General features: G+C 73.7%; 18 protein-coding genes. 14 read left to right on the forward strand and 4 right to left on the reverse strand.

Annotated features, from left to right (window positions below; translation table 11 throughout):
• The first annotated feature begins 39 nt into the window (after positions 1-39).
• From sufC to ACZDWJ_RS10365, 12 genes are all read left to right on the forward strand, one after another.
• Complete coding sequence (gene sufC / locus ACZDWJ_RS10310; RefSeq protein WP_463520863.1) at positions 40-798, forward strand: Fe-S cluster assembly ATPase SufC; 759 nt, start codon at positions 40-42, stop codon at positions 796-798.
• A gap of 2 nt (positions 799-800) precedes the next feature.
• Positions 801-2,081 (forward strand): cysteine desulfurase, encoded by a 1,281-nt coding sequence (locus tag ACZDWJ_RS10315; protein WP_463520864.1) that lies wholly within the window; start codon positions 801-803, stop codon positions 2,079-2,081.
• The gene (gene sufU / locus ACZDWJ_RS10320; protein WP_463520865.1) at positions 2,081-2,530 is read left to right on the forward strand and encodes a Fe-S cluster assembly sulfur transfer protein SufU; all 450 of its coding nucleotides are present in this window, start codon (positions 2,081-2,083) and stop codon (positions 2,528-2,530) included. The genes ACZDWJ_RS10315 and sufU overlap by 1 nt, the downstream gene beginning before the upstream one ends.
• A complete protein-coding gene (locus tag ACZDWJ_RS10325) occupies positions 2,530-2,919 on the forward strand; it encodes a metal-sulfur cluster assembly factor (protein ID WP_463520866.1) in 390 nt (129 codons plus the stop codon). The genes sufU and ACZDWJ_RS10325 overlap by 1 nt, the downstream gene beginning before the upstream one ends.
• A gap of 36 nt (positions 2,920-2,955) precedes the next feature.
• Complete coding sequence (locus ACZDWJ_RS10330; RefSeq protein ID WP_463520867.1) at positions 2,956-3,579, forward strand: acVLRF1 family peptidyl-tRNA hydrolase; 624 nt, start codon at positions 2,956-2,958, stop codon at positions 3,577-3,579.
• A 27-nt stretch (positions 3,580-3,606) separates the two neighbouring features.
• Positions 3,607-4,488 (forward strand): ABC transporter ATP-binding protein, encoded by an 882-nt coding sequence (locus ACZDWJ_RS10335; RefSeq protein WP_463520868.1) that lies wholly within the window; start codon positions 3,607-3,609, stop codon positions 4,486-4,488.
• 906 nt (positions 4,489-5,394) lie between these two features.
• Positions 5,395-6,105 (forward strand): hypothetical protein, encoded by a 711-nt coding sequence (locus tag ACZDWJ_RS10340; RefSeq protein WP_463520869.1) that lies wholly within the window; start codon positions 5,395-5,397, stop codon positions 6,103-6,105.
• Positions 6,106-6,122: 17 nt separating this feature from the next.
• Positions 6,123-7,028 carry a phosphotransferase gene (locus tag ACZDWJ_RS10345; RefSeq protein WP_463520870.1) on the forward strand — a complete coding sequence of 302 codons (906 nt, stop codon included), beginning with the start codon at positions 6,123-6,125 and terminating at the stop codon, positions 7,026-7,028.
• A 222-nt stretch (positions 7,029-7,250) separates the two neighbouring features.
• On the forward strand, positions 7,251-8,177 hold the full coding sequence (locus tag ACZDWJ_RS10350) for a hypothetical protein (RefSeq protein WP_463520871.1): 927 nt from the start codon (positions 7,251-7,253) through the stop codon (positions 8,175-8,177).
• A 182-nt stretch (positions 8,178-8,359) separates the two neighbouring features.
• Positions 8,360-9,958: an ABC-F family ATP-binding cassette domain-containing protein gene (locus ACZDWJ_RS10355; protein WP_463520872.1), complete on the forward strand. Its 1,599-nt coding sequence runs from the start codon at positions 8,360-8,362 to the stop codon at positions 9,956-9,958.
• A 42-nt stretch (positions 9,959-10,000) separates the two neighbouring features.
• A complete protein-coding gene (locus ACZDWJ_RS10360) occupies positions 10,001-10,786 on the forward strand; it encodes an enoyl-CoA hydratase/isomerase family protein (RefSeq protein WP_463520873.1) in 786 nt (261 codons plus the stop codon).
• A gap of 83 nt (positions 10,787-10,869) precedes the next feature.
• Positions 10,870-12,741: an ABC transporter ATP-binding protein gene (locus ACZDWJ_RS10365; protein ID WP_463520874.1), complete on the forward strand. Its 1,872-nt coding sequence runs from the start codon at positions 10,870-10,872 to the stop codon at positions 12,739-12,741.
• 12 nt (positions 12,742-12,753) lie between these two features.
• Here the strand turns inward: ACZDWJ_RS10365 and ACZDWJ_RS10370 are convergent, their stop codons facing one another.
• Positions 12,754-13,710: an SURF1 family cytochrome oxidase biogenesis protein gene (locus ACZDWJ_RS10370; RefSeq protein ID WP_463520875.1), complete on the reverse strand. Its 957-nt coding sequence runs from the start codon at positions 13,708-13,710 to the stop codon at positions 12,754-12,756.
• A gap of 76 nt (positions 13,711-13,786) precedes the next feature.
• Here ACZDWJ_RS10370 and moaA point away from each other — a divergent pair, with 76 nt between their 5' ends.
• Positions 13,787-14,797 carry a GTP 3',8-cyclase MoaA gene (gene moaA, locus ACZDWJ_RS10375; protein ID WP_463520876.1) on the forward strand — a complete coding sequence of 337 codons (1,011 nt, stop codon included), beginning with the start codon at positions 13,787-13,789 and terminating at the stop codon, positions 14,795-14,797.
• Positions 14,798-14,801: 4 nt separating this feature from the next.
• Here moaA and ACZDWJ_RS10380 read toward each other — a convergent pair whose 3' ends face one another.
• From ACZDWJ_RS10380 to ACZDWJ_RS10390, 3 genes are read right to left on the reverse strand one after another with little or no spacing between them, the layout of a single operon-like run.
• Entirely contained in the window at positions 14,802-15,884 is a 1,083-nt protein-coding gene (locus ACZDWJ_RS10380; protein ID WP_463520877.1) for a beta propeller repeat protein, read from the reverse strand.
• Positions 15,885-15,939: 55 nt separating this feature from the next.
• Entirely contained in the window at positions 15,940-16,179 is a 240-nt protein-coding gene (locus tag ACZDWJ_RS10385; RefSeq protein WP_463520878.1) for an acetone carboxylase, read from the reverse strand.
• Complete coding sequence (locus tag ACZDWJ_RS10390) at positions 16,176-16,475, reverse strand: DUF3099 domain-containing protein (protein ID WP_463520879.1); 300 nt, start codon at positions 16,473-16,475, stop codon at positions 16,176-16,178. The genes ACZDWJ_RS10385 and ACZDWJ_RS10390 overlap by 4 nt, the downstream gene beginning before the upstream one ends.
• Positions 16,476-16,542: 67 nt before the next feature.
• Between ACZDWJ_RS10390 and ACZDWJ_RS10395 the strand changes: the two genes are divergently transcribed.
• Positions 16,543-16,755, forward strand: a complete 213-nt coding sequence (locus ACZDWJ_RS10395) for a dodecin (protein WP_463520880.1) — start codon at positions 16,543-16,545, stop codon at positions 16,753-16,755.
• The last annotated feature ends 56 nt before the right edge of the window (positions 16,756-16,811 follow it).

A 16,811-nucleotide genomic window follows, 5' to 3' on the forward strand; every position in this document is an offset into this window, starting at 1 on the left:
TGGAGCCTCATGCGTGCCCGGAACGAAGTGAGGACACGCATGAGCACTCTCGAGATCAAGGACCTGCAGGTCTCCGTCGACACCGAGGACGGTGCCAAGGAGATCCTCAAGGGCGTCACGCTGACCATCCGGTCCGGCGAGACCCACGCGATCATGGGCCCCAACGGCTCGGGCAAGTCGACCACCGCCTACTCGATCGCCGGCCACCCGAAGTACCAGGTCACCGGCGGCGAGGTGCTCCTCGACGGCGAGAACGTCCTGGAGATGAGCGTCGACGAGCGCGCCCGCGCCGGACTCTTCCTCGCCATGCAGTACCCCGTCGAGGTGCCCGGCGTCTCGATGGCCAACTTCCTGCGCACCGCCAAGACCGCCCTCGACGGCGAGGCCCCGAAGCTGCGCACCTGGGTCAAGGACGTCAACGGCGCCCTCGACCGGATGCGGCTCGACACCGCCTTCTCCAGCCGCTCGGTCAACGAGGGCTTCTCCGGTGGAGAGAAGAAGCGCGCCGAGATCGCCCAGCTCGACCTGCTCGACCCGAAGTTCGCGATCCTCGACGAGATCGACTCCGGCCTCGACATCGACGCCCTCAAGGTCGTCTCCGACGGCATCAACGCCTTCGCCGGCCGCGAGGCCAAGGGCCTGCTGCTCATCACGCACTACACGCGCATCCTGCGCTACGTGAAGCCCGACGTCGTCCACGTCTTCGTCGACGGCCGGGTCGCCGAGTCCGGCGGCCCCGAGCTGGCCGACGAGCTCGAGGCCAACGGCTACGAGCGCTTCCAGAGCGCCGGGGTCTGATCATGACGACCCTGCAGCTGCCCGGACTCCTCCCCGATCTGGAGGTGATCCGCGCGGACTTCCCGATCCTGCGGCGCACCCTGGCGGACGGTCAGCCGCTGGTCTACCTCGACAGCGCCAACACCTCGCAGAAGCCGCAGGTGGTCATCGACGCGATGGTCGACCACCTCGAGCGCCACAACGCCAACGTCGCGCGCGCCATGCACCAGCTCGGCGCCGAGGCGAGCGAGGCATTCGAGCACGGACGCGACCTCGTCGCGCGGTTCCTCGGCGCCCCGTCGCGCGACGAGGTGATCTTCACCAAGAACGCCTCCGAGGCGCTCAACCTGGTGGCCAACACGCTGGCCTGGAGCAGCCCGCTCCAGGTCGGCCCCGGCGACGAGGTCGTCATCACCGAGATGGAGCACCACTCCAACATCGTGCCGTGGCAGCTGCTCACCCAGCGCACCGGCGCGACCCTGCGGTGGTTCGGGCTCACCGAGGACGGCGAGCTCGACCTCAGCGCGATCGACGAGCTCATCACCGAGCGCACCAAGGTCGTCTCGCTGACGTGGGTCTCGAACATGCTCGGCACGATCAACCCGATCGCGATGATCGCCCGGCGGGCGCACGAGGTCGGCGCGATCGTGGTCGTCGACGCGTCGCAGGCGGCTCCCCAGCTGCCGATCGACCTCGCCGCGATGCCGGTCGAGGAGCGCCCCGACCTGCTCGCCTTCACCGGCCACAAGGTCGTCGGGCCCACCGGCATCGGCGTCCTGTGGGGCAGCCGGGCCGTGCTCGAGCAGCTGCCGGTCTTCCTCGGCGGCGGCGAGATGATCGAGACCGTCGCGATGGAGCGCTCCACCTACGCGGGGATCCCCTCGAAGTTCGAGGCGGGCACCCCGCCGATCGTCGAGGCCGTGGGCCTCGGCGCCGCGGTGGAGTACCTCGGCAGCATCGGTCTGGGCGCCATCCACGCCCACGAGCAGGCGATCACCGCCTACCTCCTCGAGGGCCTGAGCACCGTGCCCGGCGTCCGCGTCCTCGGTCCGCTCGACGCCACCCGGCGCGGCGGGGCGGTCTCCTTCGAGCTCGCGGGCGTGCACCCGCACGACATCGCGCAGGTGCTCGACGTCCGCGGCGTCGCCGTGCGGGCCGGCCACCACTGCGCCAAGCCCGCCCACGCCCGCTTCGGCGTGCAGAGCTCGACGCGTGCGTCGACCTACCTCTACACCACGCCGGCGGAGATCGACGCGCTCGTCGAGGCGCTCCACTACACCCGCTCCTACTTCAAGGTGGGCTGATGAGCCAGGACCTCGACGCGCTGTACCAGGAGATCATCCTGGACCACTACAAGAACCCGCACCACAAGGGCCTGCGCGAGCCCTTCGAGGCCGAGGTGCACCACGTCAACCCCACCTGCGGCGACGAGATCACCCTGCGGGTGCACCTCTCCGAGGGCGTCGTCGACGACGTGTCGTACGACTCCGTGGGCTGCTCGATCTCCCAGGCCTCGGCCTCGGTGCTCACCGACCTCGTCATCGGCAAGCCGATCGAGGAGGCGATGGCGATCCACGAGGAGTTCCTCACCCTCATGCAGGGCAAGGGCTCCGTGGAGCCCGACGAGGACGTCCTCGAGGACGGCATCGCGTTCGCCGGCGTCGCCAAGTTCCCTGCGCGCGTCAAGTGCGCGCTCCTGTCGTGGATGGCCTGGAAGGACGCCACGGCCCGATCCCTGGAGGCTCACGCCTGATGTCTGACACCACGCCCGCCGAGACCCCCGCCGTCGACCACGGCGACCTGCCCGAGGTCCCGGCCGCCGGCGGCGCCGGCACCGTCACCGTCGAGGACGTCACCGAGGCGATGAAGGACGTCGTCGACCCCGAGCTCGGCATCAACGTCGTCGACCTCGGCCTCGTCTACGGCATCCACCTCGACGAGCACTCCAACGCCGTCATCGACATGACGCTCACCTCGGCGGCCTGCCCGCTCACCGACGTCATCCAGGACCAGACCGACTCCGCGCTGGAGGGCCTGGTCGGCGACGTCGCGATCAACTGGGTCTGGATGCCGCCGTGGGGCCCGGACAAGATCACCGAGGACGGCCGCGAGCAGCTGCGCGCCCTCGGCTTCAACGTCTGACGCTCCCGCGTCGTCCCGTCCCGCCCCGACCCGCTCGTGCCCCAGCGTCTCCTGCTGCCGGCCGGGCGGGTCGTGCGCTGGGTCGACAACTTCGCCACCCGGCACCCCGGCACGCGTCTGGACGTGCACGGCGGCGTCCTCCACGGCGCCGCCGACGACGGGGCGTCCTTCGAGGCGCGGCTGCCGTTCGGCCTGACCCACCCGGGTCCGGCGGACGCCGCCTCCCTGGTGGCCTCCCTGGCGGCTCCGGCCGCCTGGGGCGTGCTGCTGGTGCGCAAGGGCGGGTTCGCGGTTGGGCGACTCGCCGGCGAGCGGCTGGTGGCCAGCAAGGTCGGTCAGCGCCACGTCCAGGGCCGCACGAAGGCCGGCGGGCAGAGCCAGCAGCGCTTCGCGCGACGACGCGACAACCAGGCGCGCCAGGCCTACGAGGCCGCCGGCGAGCACGCCGTCCGGCTGCTCGGGGATCTGCGCGGGCCGCTGGTCACCGGGGGTGATCGTGCTGCCGTCGAGGCGGTGCTGAGCGACCCCCGTCTGCGCGGCCTCGTCCCCGTCGAGCGGTGGCTGGCGGTCGCCGATCCGCGTCGCGCCGTCCTGGAGGCCGCCCTCGAGGAGGCCCTCGCGATCGAGGTCGTCGTCGACGATCCCGACGCCCTGCCCTGACCCGCACCCCAGTGGCATGCTGACGCCATGACGTCGGCGATCCGGGCCCGCGGCCTGGTCAAGACCTTCGGCGCGACGCGCGCCCTCGACGGCCTCGACCTCGACGTGGAGGCGGGTGAGGTGCACGGCTTCCTCGGCCCGAACGGCGCCGGGAAGTCCACCACCATCCGTGCGCTGCTCGGACTGCTGCGCCTCGACTCCGGCCGCGCGGAGCTGCTGGGCGGCGATCCGGTGCGCGACGCCGCCGCCCTGCACCGACGCCTGTCCTACGTGCCCGGTGAGGTCGCGCTGTGGCCGCAGCTCAGCGGCGGCGAGGTGATCGACCTCCTGCTGCGCGCGCGGGGCCTCGATCCAGCGACGACCGACCGCGACGCGCTCGTCGAGCGCTTCGGCCTCGACCCCACCAAGCGGTGCCGCGCCTACTCCAAGGGCAACCGCCAGAAGGTGGTGCTGGTGGCGGCCTTCGCCGCCCCGGTCGACCTGCTCGTCCTGGACGAGCCCACCACCGGCCTCGACCCGCTCATGGCCGAGGTGTTCACCGAGTGCGTGCGCGAGCACGCCGCCCGGGGCACCGCCGTGCTGCTCTCCAGCCACGTGCTCGGCGAGGTCGACCACCTGGCCGAGCGAGTGACGATCATCCGCGCGGGCCGCGTCGTCACCACCGGGCGTCTGGCCGATCTCCGGCACCTGCGCCGCACCCGCATCGAGGCCACGCTCACCGGCCCGCTGCCCGACGCCTTGGCGCGCCTCGGCCTCGAGTCCCAGGATGGGCGGCTGCGGGGCAGCGTCGAGCCCGACGCCCTGCCCCAGACGCTGGCCGCGCTGGCGGCGGCCGACGTCCGCGATCTCACCGCGGCTCCGCCCAGCCTGGAGGAGCTGTTCCTCGACGCCTACCGGTCCGGGACGTGAGCCGTGTGAGCCCGGGGAGCACGGCCGACGCCGCGCCGTCGCCCGGCCTGGCGCTCGTGGTGCGCTCGGCCGCGCGCCGCGATCGCGTCCTGGTGGGCGTGTGGCTGCTGGTGCTGGTGGTCCTGGTGCTCGCCTCCGCCGGCGCCACCAGCGGCCTCTACTCCACCCGGGCCGACCAGGTGCGCGCCGCCGAGGCGATCAACGCCAGCCCGACCCTCGTCGCCCTCTACGGCCCGATCCTCGACACCGGCAGCCTCGGCGAGCTCGCCATGACCAAGCTGACGGTGCTCTACGCCGTCGCCGTGGCGGCGCTGGGCCTGGTGGTGGTGCGTCGGCACACGCGCGCCGAGGAGGAGGACGGCCGCGCCGAGCTGCTGGCCGCCACCGGCCTGGGCCGCGGCACCCTCCTCGACGGCGCCCTGGTGTGGGCCGCTGCGACCGTGGTGCTCGCCGGCCTGCTCGCTGCGGCCTCCGATGTCCTGGGCGGACTCCCGGTGGCTGGATCGCTGGCGTTCGGCGCCTCCTGGACCGGTGTCGGACTCGTCGGCGTCGGGCTCGCGGCGCTGGCCGCTCAGCTGACCCGCACCGCCCGCGCGACGGCTGCCGTGAGCCTGGCGGTCATCGGCGTCTGGTTCGGCCTGCGGGCCGTGGCCGATGTCGAGAGCGCCGTCGGCTGGCTGGGCTGGCTCTCCCCGCTCGGCTGGACGACGCGCCTCCAGGCGTGGTCGGAGCCGCGCTGGTGGGTGCTGGCCCTGTGGCCCGCGCTGGCCGGCGTGCTCGTCCTCGCCGCCGTCGCCGTGGCCCGCCGACGCGACCTCGGCAGCGGCGTCATCGGCGAGCTCCCGGGCCCGGCCCGGGGAGGCCTCTCGGGGGCTGCGTCGCTCACCTGGCGCACCCCAGCGCGCCATGCTGCTCGGGTGGGCCGTGGCGCTCGGTGGCACCGGCGCTCTCGCCGCGGCGCTCGCGCCCGGCCTCGGCGACCTGCTCGACACCGGCAGCGGTCGCGACGTGCTCCAGGCGCTGGGCGGCCAGGGCGTCCTGGAGCAGGCGCTGCTCGGCGCGATCTTCTCCCTCGCCGGCGTCGCGGTCGCCGGCTGGGGGATCGCGGTGGTCGCCCGGGCCGCGGCCGACGAGGAGTCCGGACGCTCCGAGCTGCTGCTGGCCACCGGCGTCCCCCGGCTGCGGGCCGCGACGACCACCGTCGCCGCGGCGCTGCTGCCGCCGCTGGGGCTGCTCGCGCTGGCCGGCGTCGTCGCCGCTGCCGTGCTGTCCCTCGTGGGCGCCGGCTCGACCGGGTTCGGCGAGGTCGTCGCGATGGCGCTCGTGCCCTGGCCCGCGACGAGCGTCGTCGTCGGCGTCGCACTGCTCGCGGCGGCCTGGTGGCGTCGTGGTGCCGCGGTGGGCTGGGGCGTGCTCGCGCTGAGCCTGCTGCTCGACGACGTCGGCCCGCTGCTGCACCTGCCGGGCGTCGTGCTCGGGCTCTCGCCGTTCCACCACGTGCCGGCGGGTGCCGGCGCGAGCGAACTGCTGACGCCTGCCTCGGCGGCCCTGCTGGTCCTCGGGCTGGGCTGCGCAGGACTCGCCGCACGGCGGTTCGCCCGGCGTGACCTGGGCTGATCCACTAGCGTCGAGACATGTGGCAGCCCGAGCCCGGCTGGCATCCGCTCCCGGGCGGCACCGGACCCTCCACCGTCGGCGTGTGGCGCACCGCCGTCGACGGACAGGCGGTCGTCGTCAAGCGGCTCGGCGCGCCCGGCCCCGACGACCCGCCCGAGCTCTCCGACTCCACCCACTTCGCCTGGTGGCGTCGTGGTGCCGACGTGCTCGAGAGCGGTCTGGTGCGCGACACCCCCGGGCTCCGCGCGCCCTACCGCTGCTGGGTCGAGGAGGACGAGGACGGCCTCACCCTCCACCAGGACTGGGTCGAGGACGCCGCCAACAACGGCCTGTTCGTCGCCCACGCGCTGGGCCGCTTCGCCGGGGTCGACCTCGGCGCCCGCCCCTGGCTGGCCACCGGCCAGCTCGCCGCCCGCCTGGGTCGCGTCGAGCACCGCGGCGGCTGGACCACCCTGGGCCGCACCACCGTCGCCGACGTCGCCGAGCACCTCTGGTCGCGCCGGGGCTCGTTCCTCCAGCGCCTCGACGCCCTCCCGCAGGTCGCCCAGCACGGCGACCCCACGCCCTCGAACCTCGCCGGCCGCCAGGGCGACGACGTCGTCGCCGTCGACTGGGGCACCCTCGGCACCGGTCCCGTCGGCAGCGACCTGGGCTACTACCTGCTCTCCGCGCGCGAGGAGCTCGCCCCGCTCCTCGAGGCCTACCTCCTCGGCCTGCCGCCCGGCCTGGCCACCGACGACCAGGCAGCCCTCGGCGCCCGCGTCACCGCCGTCTTCACCGCCCTCACCCGCGCCGACTGGGCCCTGGCGCGGGTCGCCGGCGGCGAGGGCGCCCTCACCGCCAAGTTCCGTCACCCCGCCGTCGAGCCGCACCTGCGCGCCCTTCAGCGTCAGGCTCCGCTGATCGAGGCGCTGCTCTCCTAGGTGACTCCCGCGCCGGGCAGCCCGCCAACTACCCGGCTGACCGGGTAACTGACCGCCGTGCGGCGTGTCTCGCAGGTTCGCGGCGCTCCAGACCTGCGAGACACGTCACGCCGTCGCGACGCGGCTCCCGGACGGTCCTCCACAGGTCGGCGTCGAGCCTGGGGCAGCTCCCGTCCGAGTGGGCAGGCAGGTGGCATGACCACGCCGCACCGTGTGCCGTCCGTGAGCGCTCCCGTGCCGATCGACCCGCTCGGACGCGCGGGCCCGACCCGCGGGCAGGCGGCCGGGCCACGCTGGCGGCGGGTCGGCGTCGGTCTCTTCGTGCCTGGCGACGTCGCGGGCGACGGCGTCGACCAGCGGATCGTCGAGGCGTCCGCCGTGCTGGGGGACCGTGGCGCCATCACCGGGTGGGCGGCTCTGCGGTGGATGGGCGTCGAGCACCTCGACGGTCGCGAGCCCGACGGGGTGACCCCGCTGCCGCTGCAGATCGCCCTGGGGTCGTCGAGGGTGGGCCTGCCGCCCGGATGCGTCGGCACGCGGGCCCGCCTGACCGCCGAGGAGACGACCGTCGTCGACGGGCTGCGCGTCACCACGCCCTTGCGCGCGCTGGTCGACCAGGTGCGCCTCGGTCCGGACTCGTGGGAGTCCGTCGTCGTGATCGATCGGGCGCTCGCCAGCGGAGTGGTCAGCCTGCCGGCGCTGCGAGCGGACCTGACGCCCGTTCCGCCGCAGCGCAAGATGCGCTCCCTCAGCTCGGCCGAGACCGATCTCGGGCTCCTCCTTCCGTACTGCTCGCCCCTGGCCCGATCGCCCCAGGAGACGCGGCTTCGCCTGACCTGCCGAGTGCTCCTCGGGCTGCGCGACCTGCTGGAGAATCCCACCGTCCTCGACTCCCAGGGCCGGCTGCTGGGGGAGCCGGACCTGCTCGACGCGGAGCACGGCGTCGCACTCGAGTACGACGGCCGCGTGCACCGCTCGGCCCGCCAGCATCGGCGTGATGTGAGGCGGCAGGAGCGATTCCGCGACGCTGGGCTGGAGATGGTCGTGGTGGTGGGCCGCGCAGAGCTCTGCGCCTCCCGCCTGGGGCCCCGGATCGAGGCAGCCCGGCGTCGAGCCGCACAGCTGCCGCGTCGGCACCGGGTGGCATGAGGTCTGCCGGACCACGGTCCGCTTCCGACCGTGTGACGTGTCTCGCAGGTTCGCAGTGCTGGAGACCTGCGAGACACGCCCGGCGGCGGTCAACTACCCGGCCAGCCGGGTAATTGGCGCCTGGCCGCCGCGCGCCGACGAATCCCACCCCGAGCCCGACGACACCTAGGATCGGTGCCCTCATGATCACCGCGCAGCAGCTGGAGGTCCGTGCGGGTGCGCGGCTCCTGATGGAGAAGGTGTCGTTCCGGGTCGGCCCGGGCGACAAGGTGGGCCTCGTCGGCCGCAACGGGGCCGGCAAGACCACGCTGACGCGCGTGCTGTCGGGAGAGAGCCTGCCGGCGTCGGGGCAGGTGCAGATCAGCGGCGAGGTGGGCTACCTGCCGCAGGACCCCCGCACGGGCGATCCCGAGGTGCTCGCGCGCGACCGGATCCTCTCGGCCCGTGGGCTCGACGACGTCGTGCGGCGGCTGCGCCGGGCCGAGATCGAGATGGCCAGCGATGACGACGAGGTGCGCGACCGCGCGATGCGGCGCTACGCCCGCGCCGACGACGAGATGCACGCCGGCGGTGGGTACGCCGCGGAGTCCGAGGCCGCGCAGATCGCCGCCAGCCTCGCGATCCCCGAGCGGATCCTGGCCCAGCCGCTCAAGACGCTCTCGGGCGGCCAGCGCCGCCGCGTCGAGCTGGCGCGGATCCTGTTCTCCGGCGCCGAGGTGATGATCCTCGACGAGCCCACGAACCACCTCGACGCCGACTCCATCGTGTGGCTGCGCGACTTCCTCAAGGCGCACAACGGCGGCTTCATCGTCATCAGCCACGACACCGACCTGCTCGACGCCACGGTCAACAAGGTGCTCCACCTCGATGCCAACCGCTCGGTCATCGACGTCTACAACATGGGCTGGAAGGCCTACCTGACGCAGCGCGAGACCGATGAGAAGCGACGCCGTCGCGAGCGGATGAACGCCGAGAACAAGGCCAAGACCCTCACCGACCAGGCCAACAAGATGCGCGCGAAGGCCACCAAGGCCCAGGCCGCGCAGTCGATGCTCAAGCGCGCCGAGAAGATGATGGCCGGCATCGAGGGGGAGCGGGCCGCCGACAAGGTCGCGCGCATCGCCTTCCCCGCGCCTGCGCCCTGCGGACGCACCCCGCTCACCGCGCAGGACCTCTCCAAGGCCTACGGCTCGCTGGAGGTCTTCACCGGCGTCGACCTCGCCATCGACCGCGGCACCCGCGTGGTCATCCTGGGCCTCAACGGCGCGGGCAAGACCACGATGCTGCGCATCCTGGCCGGCGTCGACGCCCCCGACACCGGCGAGGTCGTGCCGGGCCACGGGCTCAAGGTGGGCTACTACGCCCAGGAGCACGAGACGCTCGACACCTCCCGCTCGGTGCTGGAGAACATGCAGAGCGCCGCGCCGCAGCTCACCGACACCGAGGCCCGCAGCGTCCTGGGCTCCTTCCTCTTCTCCGGCGACGACGTCCACAAGCCGGCGGGCGTGCTCTCCGGTGGTGAGAAGACCCGTCTGGCGCTGGCCTCGCTCGTCGTCTCCAGCGCCAACGTGCTGCTGCTCGACGAGCCCACCAACAACCTCGACCCCGCCTCCCGCGAGGAGGTGCTCGAGGCGATCCGCTCCTACGAGGGCGCGATCGTGCTGGTCACCCACGACGAGGGCGCCGTGCACGCCCTCGAGCCCGACCGGGTGCTGATCCTGCCCGACGGCGTCGAGGACCTCTGGAACGAGGGCTACGGCGACCTCGTGTCCCTGGCCTGACCCGCCCGGCGGACGTCGGCGGCGCTCCCTAGACTCCGCCTCATGACGCTGCCCTCCACCACCGAACTCGCCGCCGCCGGCCTCGACCTCCGCGTCGAGGGTCCGCTGGCCACGCTCACCCTCTCCCGGCCGACGGTGCGCAACGCCCAGACGCCGGCGATGTGGCGCACGATGGCGGCGGTCGGGGCGGGCCTGCCCGACGACGTCCGGGTGGTCGTGGTGCGCGGTGAGGGCGCCACCTTCTCCGCCGGGCTCGACCGCGCGATGCTCGACCCCACCACCGAGGGCGTCGAGACCGTCGCCGACCTGCTCGCGATGGACGACGCGTCGATGTCGGCCACGATCGACGCCTACCAGCAGGGCTTCACCTGGCTGCGCGACCCGCGCTGGATCTCGATCGCCGCGGTGCAGGGCTACGCCGTCGGCGCCGGGTTCCAGCTCGCGCTCTCCTGCGACCTGCGGGTGCTGGCCGACGACGCCCAGCTGTGCATGAAGGAGTCCGCCCTCGGCCTGGTCCCCGACCTGACGGGAACAAAGCCGCTGGTCGAGGCGGTTGGATACGCCAGGGCGCTGGAGATCTGCGCGACGGCTCGGATGGTGGCCGCCGACGAGGCCCAGGCGATCGGCCTGGCCCTCACGGTGGTGCCGGCCGAGCGGCTCGAGCAGACCGTCTCCGACCTCGTGAGCGCCCTCACCGCACCTCTGCCCGGCGCCGTCCGGGAGACCAAGGCGCTGCTTCTCGCGGCCGCCGGCACCGACCTGGAGACCCAGCGACGCCTCGAGCGCGAGGCGCAGGGCCGCCGGTTCCGCGAGCTGGCCGGCGGCTGAGCCCGTCGCCGACCCTGGGCCGGAGACGCGGGGGAGACGCGGGGGAGACGCCAGGACCACATGCATCGAGAAGGAGGCCGAGGATGTCCTCAGGGATGATGGGCGCGGGGTACGCGTGGCGCAGTCTGCGCACCGACCGCAGCGTCGCCGATCACCGGCTGGCCCGGGACACGATCCGGCGCGTCCTCCGCTTCGCCGGGCCTCACCGGCGGGTGATCGCCGCCTTCCTGGCCGTCACCGTCGTCGACGCCAGCACCGTCGTCGTCACGCCGCTGCTGGTGCGCCACGCCGTCGACGACGGCATCCTGGCCGGCGACCGCAGCGTCATCACCTGGCTGGCGCTCGGCATGGCCGGGTTCGCGCTCGTCAGCGCGGCGCTGAGCATCGTGTCGGCGTGGCTGTCCTCGCGCATCGGCGAGGGCCTGATCTTCGACCTGCGCACCCAGGTCTTCGGCCACGTGCAGCGCCAGTCGCTGGCGTTCTTCACCCGCACCCAGACCGGCGCCCTCGTCTCGCGCCTGAACAACGACGTCATCGGCGCGCAGCGCGCCTTCACCGCCACCCTCGGCAGCGCGGTCTCGAACCTCATCGCCGTCGTCGTCGTCGGCATCACCATGATCGCGCTGAGCTGGCAGGTGACGCTGCTGTGCCTCGCGGTCTTCCCGATCCTCGTGCTCGCCTCGCGCTGGGTCTCCCGCCGGCTGGTCGGCCTGACCCGCCAGCAGATGGACGGCAACGCCGAGATGGGCACCGTCATGACCGAGCGCTTCAACGTCGGCGGCGCGATGCTGCTGAAGCTCTTCGGTCGCCGCGAGGAGGAGGACGCCCTGTTCGCCATCAAGGCCGCGCGGGTGCGCGACCTCGGCGTGCGGATCACCCTCACCACCCGCATCTTCGGCGCGGCGATGCTCGCCGTCCCGGCCCTGGCCACCGCGCTGGTCTACGGCGTCGGCGGCCAGCTGGCCGTCAGCGGCACCCTCACCGTCGGCACGCTCCTGGCGCTGGCCACGCTGCTGCTGCGGCTCCTGGGCCCCCTGCAGGGCCTCTCGAACGTCCGCGTCGACGTCATGACCGCCCTGGTGAGCTTCGAGCGCGTCTTCGAGGTGCTCGACCTGCCTTCGCTCATCTCCGAGCACCCCGAGGCTCGCCCGGTCCCGGCGGGCCCGGCCGCCGTCGAGTTCGACGACGTCCGCTTCTCCTATCCGCGCGCCGACGAGGTCTCGCTGGCCTCGTTGGAGGCCGTGGCGCGTCCCGAGGGCGTCCGCGAGCGCAGCGAGGTCCTGCACGGGGTGTCCTTCCGCGCCGAGCCCGGCCAGATGATCGCCCTCGTGGGGCCGTCCGGTGCCGGCAAGTCGACGATCACCCACCTCGTGGCCCGGCTCTACGACGTCACCGAGGGCGCCGTGCTGGTCGGCGGTCTCGATGTCCGCGAGGCGGCCCTGGAGTCCCTCGAGGACGCCGTCGGCTATGTCACGCAGGACGCCCACCTCTTCCACGACACCATCGCCGCGAACCTGCGCTACGCCCGTCCCGGCGCCACCGACGAGCAGATCTGGGACGCGCTCGAGGCCGCGCAGGTCGCCGGTCTGGTGCGCGAGCTGCCCGACGGCCTCGACACCGTCGTCGGCGACCGCGGCTACCGCCTCTCCGGCGGCGAGCGTCAGCGGCTGGCCATCGCCCGGCTCCTGCTCAAGGCGCCGCCGGTGGTGGTGCTCGACGAGGCCACCGCCCACCTCGACTCCGAGTCCGAGGCCGCCGTGCAGCGCGCGCTCGACGCCGCCCTCGAGGGCCGCACGTCGATCGTCATCGCCCACCGGCTCTCCACGGTGCGCCACGCCGACCAGATCCTGGTGCTCGAGGGCGGCCGCGTCGTCCAGCGCGGCACCCATGACGAGCTGGTGGGTCAGCCGGGGCTCTACGCCGACCTGCACCGCACCCAGTTCGCCACCGCCTGAGGGCCGGCGCGCTCAGCGCTCCGCCGGCTCCTCGGCGGGACCGGTGGCATCGGGAGCCTCGGCGGCCTCGCGCTCCGCGGCGGCCCGGGCGCGAGCCTCCTCGCGCATCCGGGCGTAGGGGTGGTTGGTCTGGCGCACCTTCTTCTGCCTCCTCTGCCTCTGGTCGCGCGACGTCGTCCCGCCGGGACGCGAGAACGGCCCGGGCACGGTCTCGCGGCCGGCGCCGGCGCGCTGGCCGCGAGGGCCGTGGCGCCACTCGTCGTAGAGCAGGTAGAAGAAGCCGAAGACGGCGAGGACGCCGAAGAACCACCACTGCAGGCCGTAGAAGAAGTGCGGGCCGTTGTTCAGCTCGGGCAGCTCGACCGGCTCCAGGCTCGTGGCGGGGCGGCCGTCCTCGGACTTCAGCTCCACGAAGCCGCCGTAGACGCTGCGTCCCTGGGCCTTGCCGATGACCGCGCTGTCGACGGCGCGCACGGAGTTGTCGTCGATGCGCGTGGACTCGCCGGCGCCGTCGACGCGGACGTAGCCGACGACCTCGACGGTGCCGCTGGGCGGGGCGGGCGCGTTCGGCGGCAGGCTCCCGCCCTGGTTCTCGGTGGCCAGCCAGCCGCGGTCGACCAGGAGCGAGGTGCCCTCGGAGGTCACCAGCGGGACCAGCAGGTCGACGCCGGACTGGCCGTCGCGGGTGCGGTACCGCACGACGACGGTGTCGGCGGCGTCGTAGGTGCCGGTGGCGGTGACCAGGCGCCACTCGTCCTTCGGGTCGACCGTGCGACCCGGCGCGAGGACGTCGCCGACGGGCGCTGGGGCCAGCGACTCGTTGGTGCGGACGATCGCGTTGTCGGCCTTGCGGTCGTGCAAGCGGCCGAACTGCCACTCGCCGAGCCACCACGTGGCGTAGGCGATGAGCACGACGGCGAGGGCGAACAGCGCCCATCGTCGGCTGATCAGGAACCGCAGCGATGGCACCCCTCCAGGCTAGCCGGGGCGTCCCACGCCGGGCGGGGAGGGCCCGGTGCGGGGCGGGTCCGTAGACTCACCCATCATGACCTCCCAGCCCCTGCAGGACCGCTACGGCCGCATCGCCACGGATCTGCGGGTGTCCCTGACCGACCGGTGCAACCTGCGGTGCTCCTACTGCATGCCGGCCGAGGGCCTGGACTGGCTGCCCGACGACGTCACGCTCACCGACGACGAGGTGGTGCGGCTGATCGGCGTCGCCGTCGAGCGCCTCGGCGTGCGCGAGGTCCGCTTCACCGGCGGCGAGCCGCTGGTGCGTCGAGGCCTGGTCGACGTCGTCCGTCGCACCCGCGCGCTGGGCACAGCGCTGGGGGAGCACCTCGAGCTCTCGATCACCACCAACGCCCTCGGCCTGGCCCGCACGGCCGGCGCCCTGGCCGAGGCGGGGCTGGACCGCGTGAACGTCAGCCTCGACACCGTGCGGCCCGAGACCTTCGCCGAGATCACCCGTCGCGACCGCCTCCATGACGTCATCGCCGGTCTGGAGGCCGCCGCCGACGCCGGGCTGACCCCGGTGAAGGTCAACGCCGTGCTCCTGCGCGACGTCAACGACGACCAGGCCGGCGAGCTCCTCGACTGGTGCCTCGAGCGGGGGTACGAGCTGCGGTTCATCGAGCAGATGCCGCTCGACGCCCAGCACGGCTGGTCGCGCTCGGCGATGGTGACCGCCGAGGAGATCCTCGATCACCTCGGCCGCACCCACGTGCTGACCCCGGCCTCCGAGCCGCGCGGGAGCGCCCCGGCCGAGCTGTGGACCGTCGACGGCACCGCGGCCACCGTCGGCGTCATCGCCTCGGTCACCCGGCCCTTCTGCGGGGACTGCGACCGCGTGCGGCTCACCGCCGACGGTCAGGTGCGCACCTGCCTGTTCGCGCGGGAGGAGTCCGACCTGCGCGGCGCGCTGCGCGCCGGTGCCTCCGACGAGGAGCTCGCCGAGCGCTGGGTCACGGCGATGCGCGGCAAGGCAGCCGGTCACGGCATCGACGACCCCACCTTCCTCCAGCCCGCCCGACCGATGTCGGCCATCGGCGGCTGAGGCCTCAGGACGCTCCGCGCCCCGGCAGGGTGACCGTCGACCAGCTCCGACCCCCGTCGGTGCTGACGACCAGACGCTCGTCGCCGAGCCGTCCACCCGGCGCGTCGAGGCCGTAGAGCCGGTCGCCGTGGACCTCGAGCCTGATCGCGCGCACCGGTCCGGTGCGGCGCGCCGCGCCTGCTCCGCGCTGGGTGAGGAGCGGGCCGGAGCCGGTCGACACCGCGGCGGTGCCGTCGGGCAGCAGGGCCGCGTCGAGGGCGGTGTCGACCCGCACGGCGGAGCCGACCCGACGCCAGGTGCGCCCTCCGTCGTCCGATCGGGTCAGGCCCACCAGGGGCGTGGAGTCGACGCCGTCGGGGGCGGTGCCGCCGAGGGCGAGGACGACGCGGGTGCCGTCGACCGCGAGCTGGTCCACGGAGGCGGCGCCGGCCAGCCGTCCGGAGGTCCAGCGACCGTCGGCCCAGCGGGCCCAGCGCGCGTGCTGGTCGGTGTCGCCCACGACGAGCAGGGCGCCGTCGTCGAGCACGCGTGCCCCGGTGGCGTGACGCAGCGGGACGCCGGCGACGGGGTGCAGGACGGAGTCGCGCAGGAGGCTCACCCGTCCGCCGAGGACGGCGGCGACGTCCCCTGCCCGGGGTGTAATCGCGGGGCCCGACGTCGTCGGACGGATCGAGGCGTCGTGGCCGACGACCGCGGGGGACCGGCCGCCGGACTCCGCGACCAGCCAGCCCGTCGGCAGGGCGGCGACGACCACGGGCTCGCGCAGGTCGGCCGTGGCGGCCGCCGCCTCGGCGCCGTCGGCTCGGACGGCGACGGCCTCGCGCGGATGCGCGGAGAAGCCGTCGGTCCACAGCGCCAGGGTCGCGCCCGCGCCGTCGATCGACAGGCCGGTGACATGGGCGTCCCGAGCCCTCAGGACGGCCGACGCCTCACCCGCCGGGCTCGAGGAGGTCGAGGTGGCGGCGCGGGTCGCGCGGACGTCGGGAGTCGCTCCGGTCGAGGCGGAGCAGCCGGAGAGCCCGGCGCCGACGGCGGTGCCGAGCGTGGCGAGGAGGGCCAGGGAGGACAGGGCGGAGCGCGCTCTCATGCCCCTGGGACGCGCACCGGCCAGGTCCGGTTGTGTCGCGGCGCTCAGGCGCGCGTCAGGCCCGCGGCACGAGGTCGGCGTCGACGACGTCGCGCAGGAAGCCCTTCGACCCCAGGAACGACGACAGCGACGCGCGATGCTCCTCGCAGGCCAGCCACGTCTTGCGACGCTCGGGCGTGTGCACCTTCGGGTTGTTCCACAGCAGCCCCCAGCGGGCGGCGTCGGCGCATCCCTTGGCCGAGCAGACGTCGGGCCCCGTGGCGGAGGGCTCCGGCGTGTCGGCCCGGGCCGTCACCGACCCAGCTCGCGGTGGTCGATGGTGCGTCGCAGCTCGAAGGAGTCGGTGCGGGTGGTGGAGACGTTCGCCAGCACGACGGCGATGTAGGGGAGGATGATCGCGCCGGCGATGAGGATCGGCCAGAGCCAGCCGATGCCGGCCAGCCCCGCGATCACCGCCCCGACGAAGCACAGGGAGCGCAGGGTCATCGAGAGCAGGTAGCGCTTCTGCCGCGTCGCGATGTCGTCGCTGCGGTTGCGCCCGACCGTGGTGATGCGGATCGATTCGGCTGGGGTCGTTCGAGTCTTGGCCACGTATCCCAGGGTACGTGCGGGCTATAGGCTCCCCCCGATCCTGACTCACTCCTCGAAAGGGCCTTCGATGTCCAACCGCACCTACCGCGTCACCGAGATCGTCGGCACCTCGCCCGAGGGCATCGAGGAGGCGATCCGCAACGGCGTCGAGCGCGCCGCCCGCACCCTGCGTCACCTCGACTGGTTCGAGGTCACCCAGGTGCGCGGCCAGATCAAGGACGGCGGCGTCGAGCACTTCCAGGTCGGCATGAAGGTCGGCTTCCGCCTCGAGGACGACTGACCGACGACGGACCGGCGACGGAGCACCGCAAAGCGCCCCTCAGCAGACCGCGCCAC

Source organism: Nocardioides sp. B129/18, from assembly GCF_055282735.1.

Bases quoted from the DNA above. Each gene is read 5' to 3' on its own strand.
- sufC (WP_463520863.1), top strand. From the start codon at position 40: ATGAGCACTCTCGAGATCAAGGACCTGCAGGTCTCCGTCGACACCGAG.
- ACZDWJ_RS10315 (WP_463520864.1), top strand. From the start codon at position 801: ATGACGACCCTGCAGCTGCCCGGACTCCTCCCCGATCTGGAGGTGATC.
- sufU (WP_463520865.1), top strand. From the start codon at position 2,081: ATGAGCCAGGACCTCGACGCGCTGTACCAGGAGATCATCCTGGACCAC.
- ACZDWJ_RS10325 (WP_463520866.1), top strand. From the start codon at position 2,530: ATGTCTGACACCACGCCCGCCGAGACCCCCGCCGTCGACCACGGCGAC.
- ACZDWJ_RS10335 (WP_463520868.1), top strand. From the start codon at position 3,607: ATGACGTCGGCGATCCGGGCCCGCGGCCTGGTCAAGACCTTCGGCGCG.
- ACZDWJ_RS10340 (WP_463520869.1), top strand. From the start codon at position 5,395: ATGCTGCTCGGGTGGGCCGTGGCGCTCGGTGGCACCGGCGCTCTCGCC.
- ACZDWJ_RS10345 (WP_463520870.1), top strand. From the start codon at position 6,123: ATGTGGCAGCCCGAGCCCGGCTGGCATCCGCTCCCGGGCGGCACCGGA.
- ACZDWJ_RS10355 (WP_463520872.1), top strand. From the start codon at position 8,360: ATGATCACCGCGCAGCAGCTGGAGGTCCGTGCGGGTGCGCGGCTCCTG.
- ACZDWJ_RS10360 (WP_463520873.1), top strand. From the start codon at position 10,001: ATGACGCTGCCCTCCACCACCGAACTCGCCGCCGCCGGCCTCGACCTC.
- ACZDWJ_RS10365 (WP_463520874.1), top strand. From the start codon at position 10,870: ATGTCCTCAGGGATGATGGGCGCGGGGTACGCGTGGCGCAGTCTGCGC.
- moaA (WP_463520876.1), top strand. From the start codon at position 13,787: ATGACCTCCCAGCCCCTGCAGGACCGCTACGGCCGCATCGCCACGGAT.
- ACZDWJ_RS10380 (WP_463520877.1), bottom strand. From the start codon at position 15,884: ATGAGAGCGCGCTCCGCCCTGTCCTCCCTGGCCCTCCTCGCCACGCTC.
- ACZDWJ_RS10395 (WP_463520880.1), top strand. From the start codon at position 16,543: ATGTCCAACCGCACCTACCGCGTCACCGAGATCGTCGGCACCTCGCCC.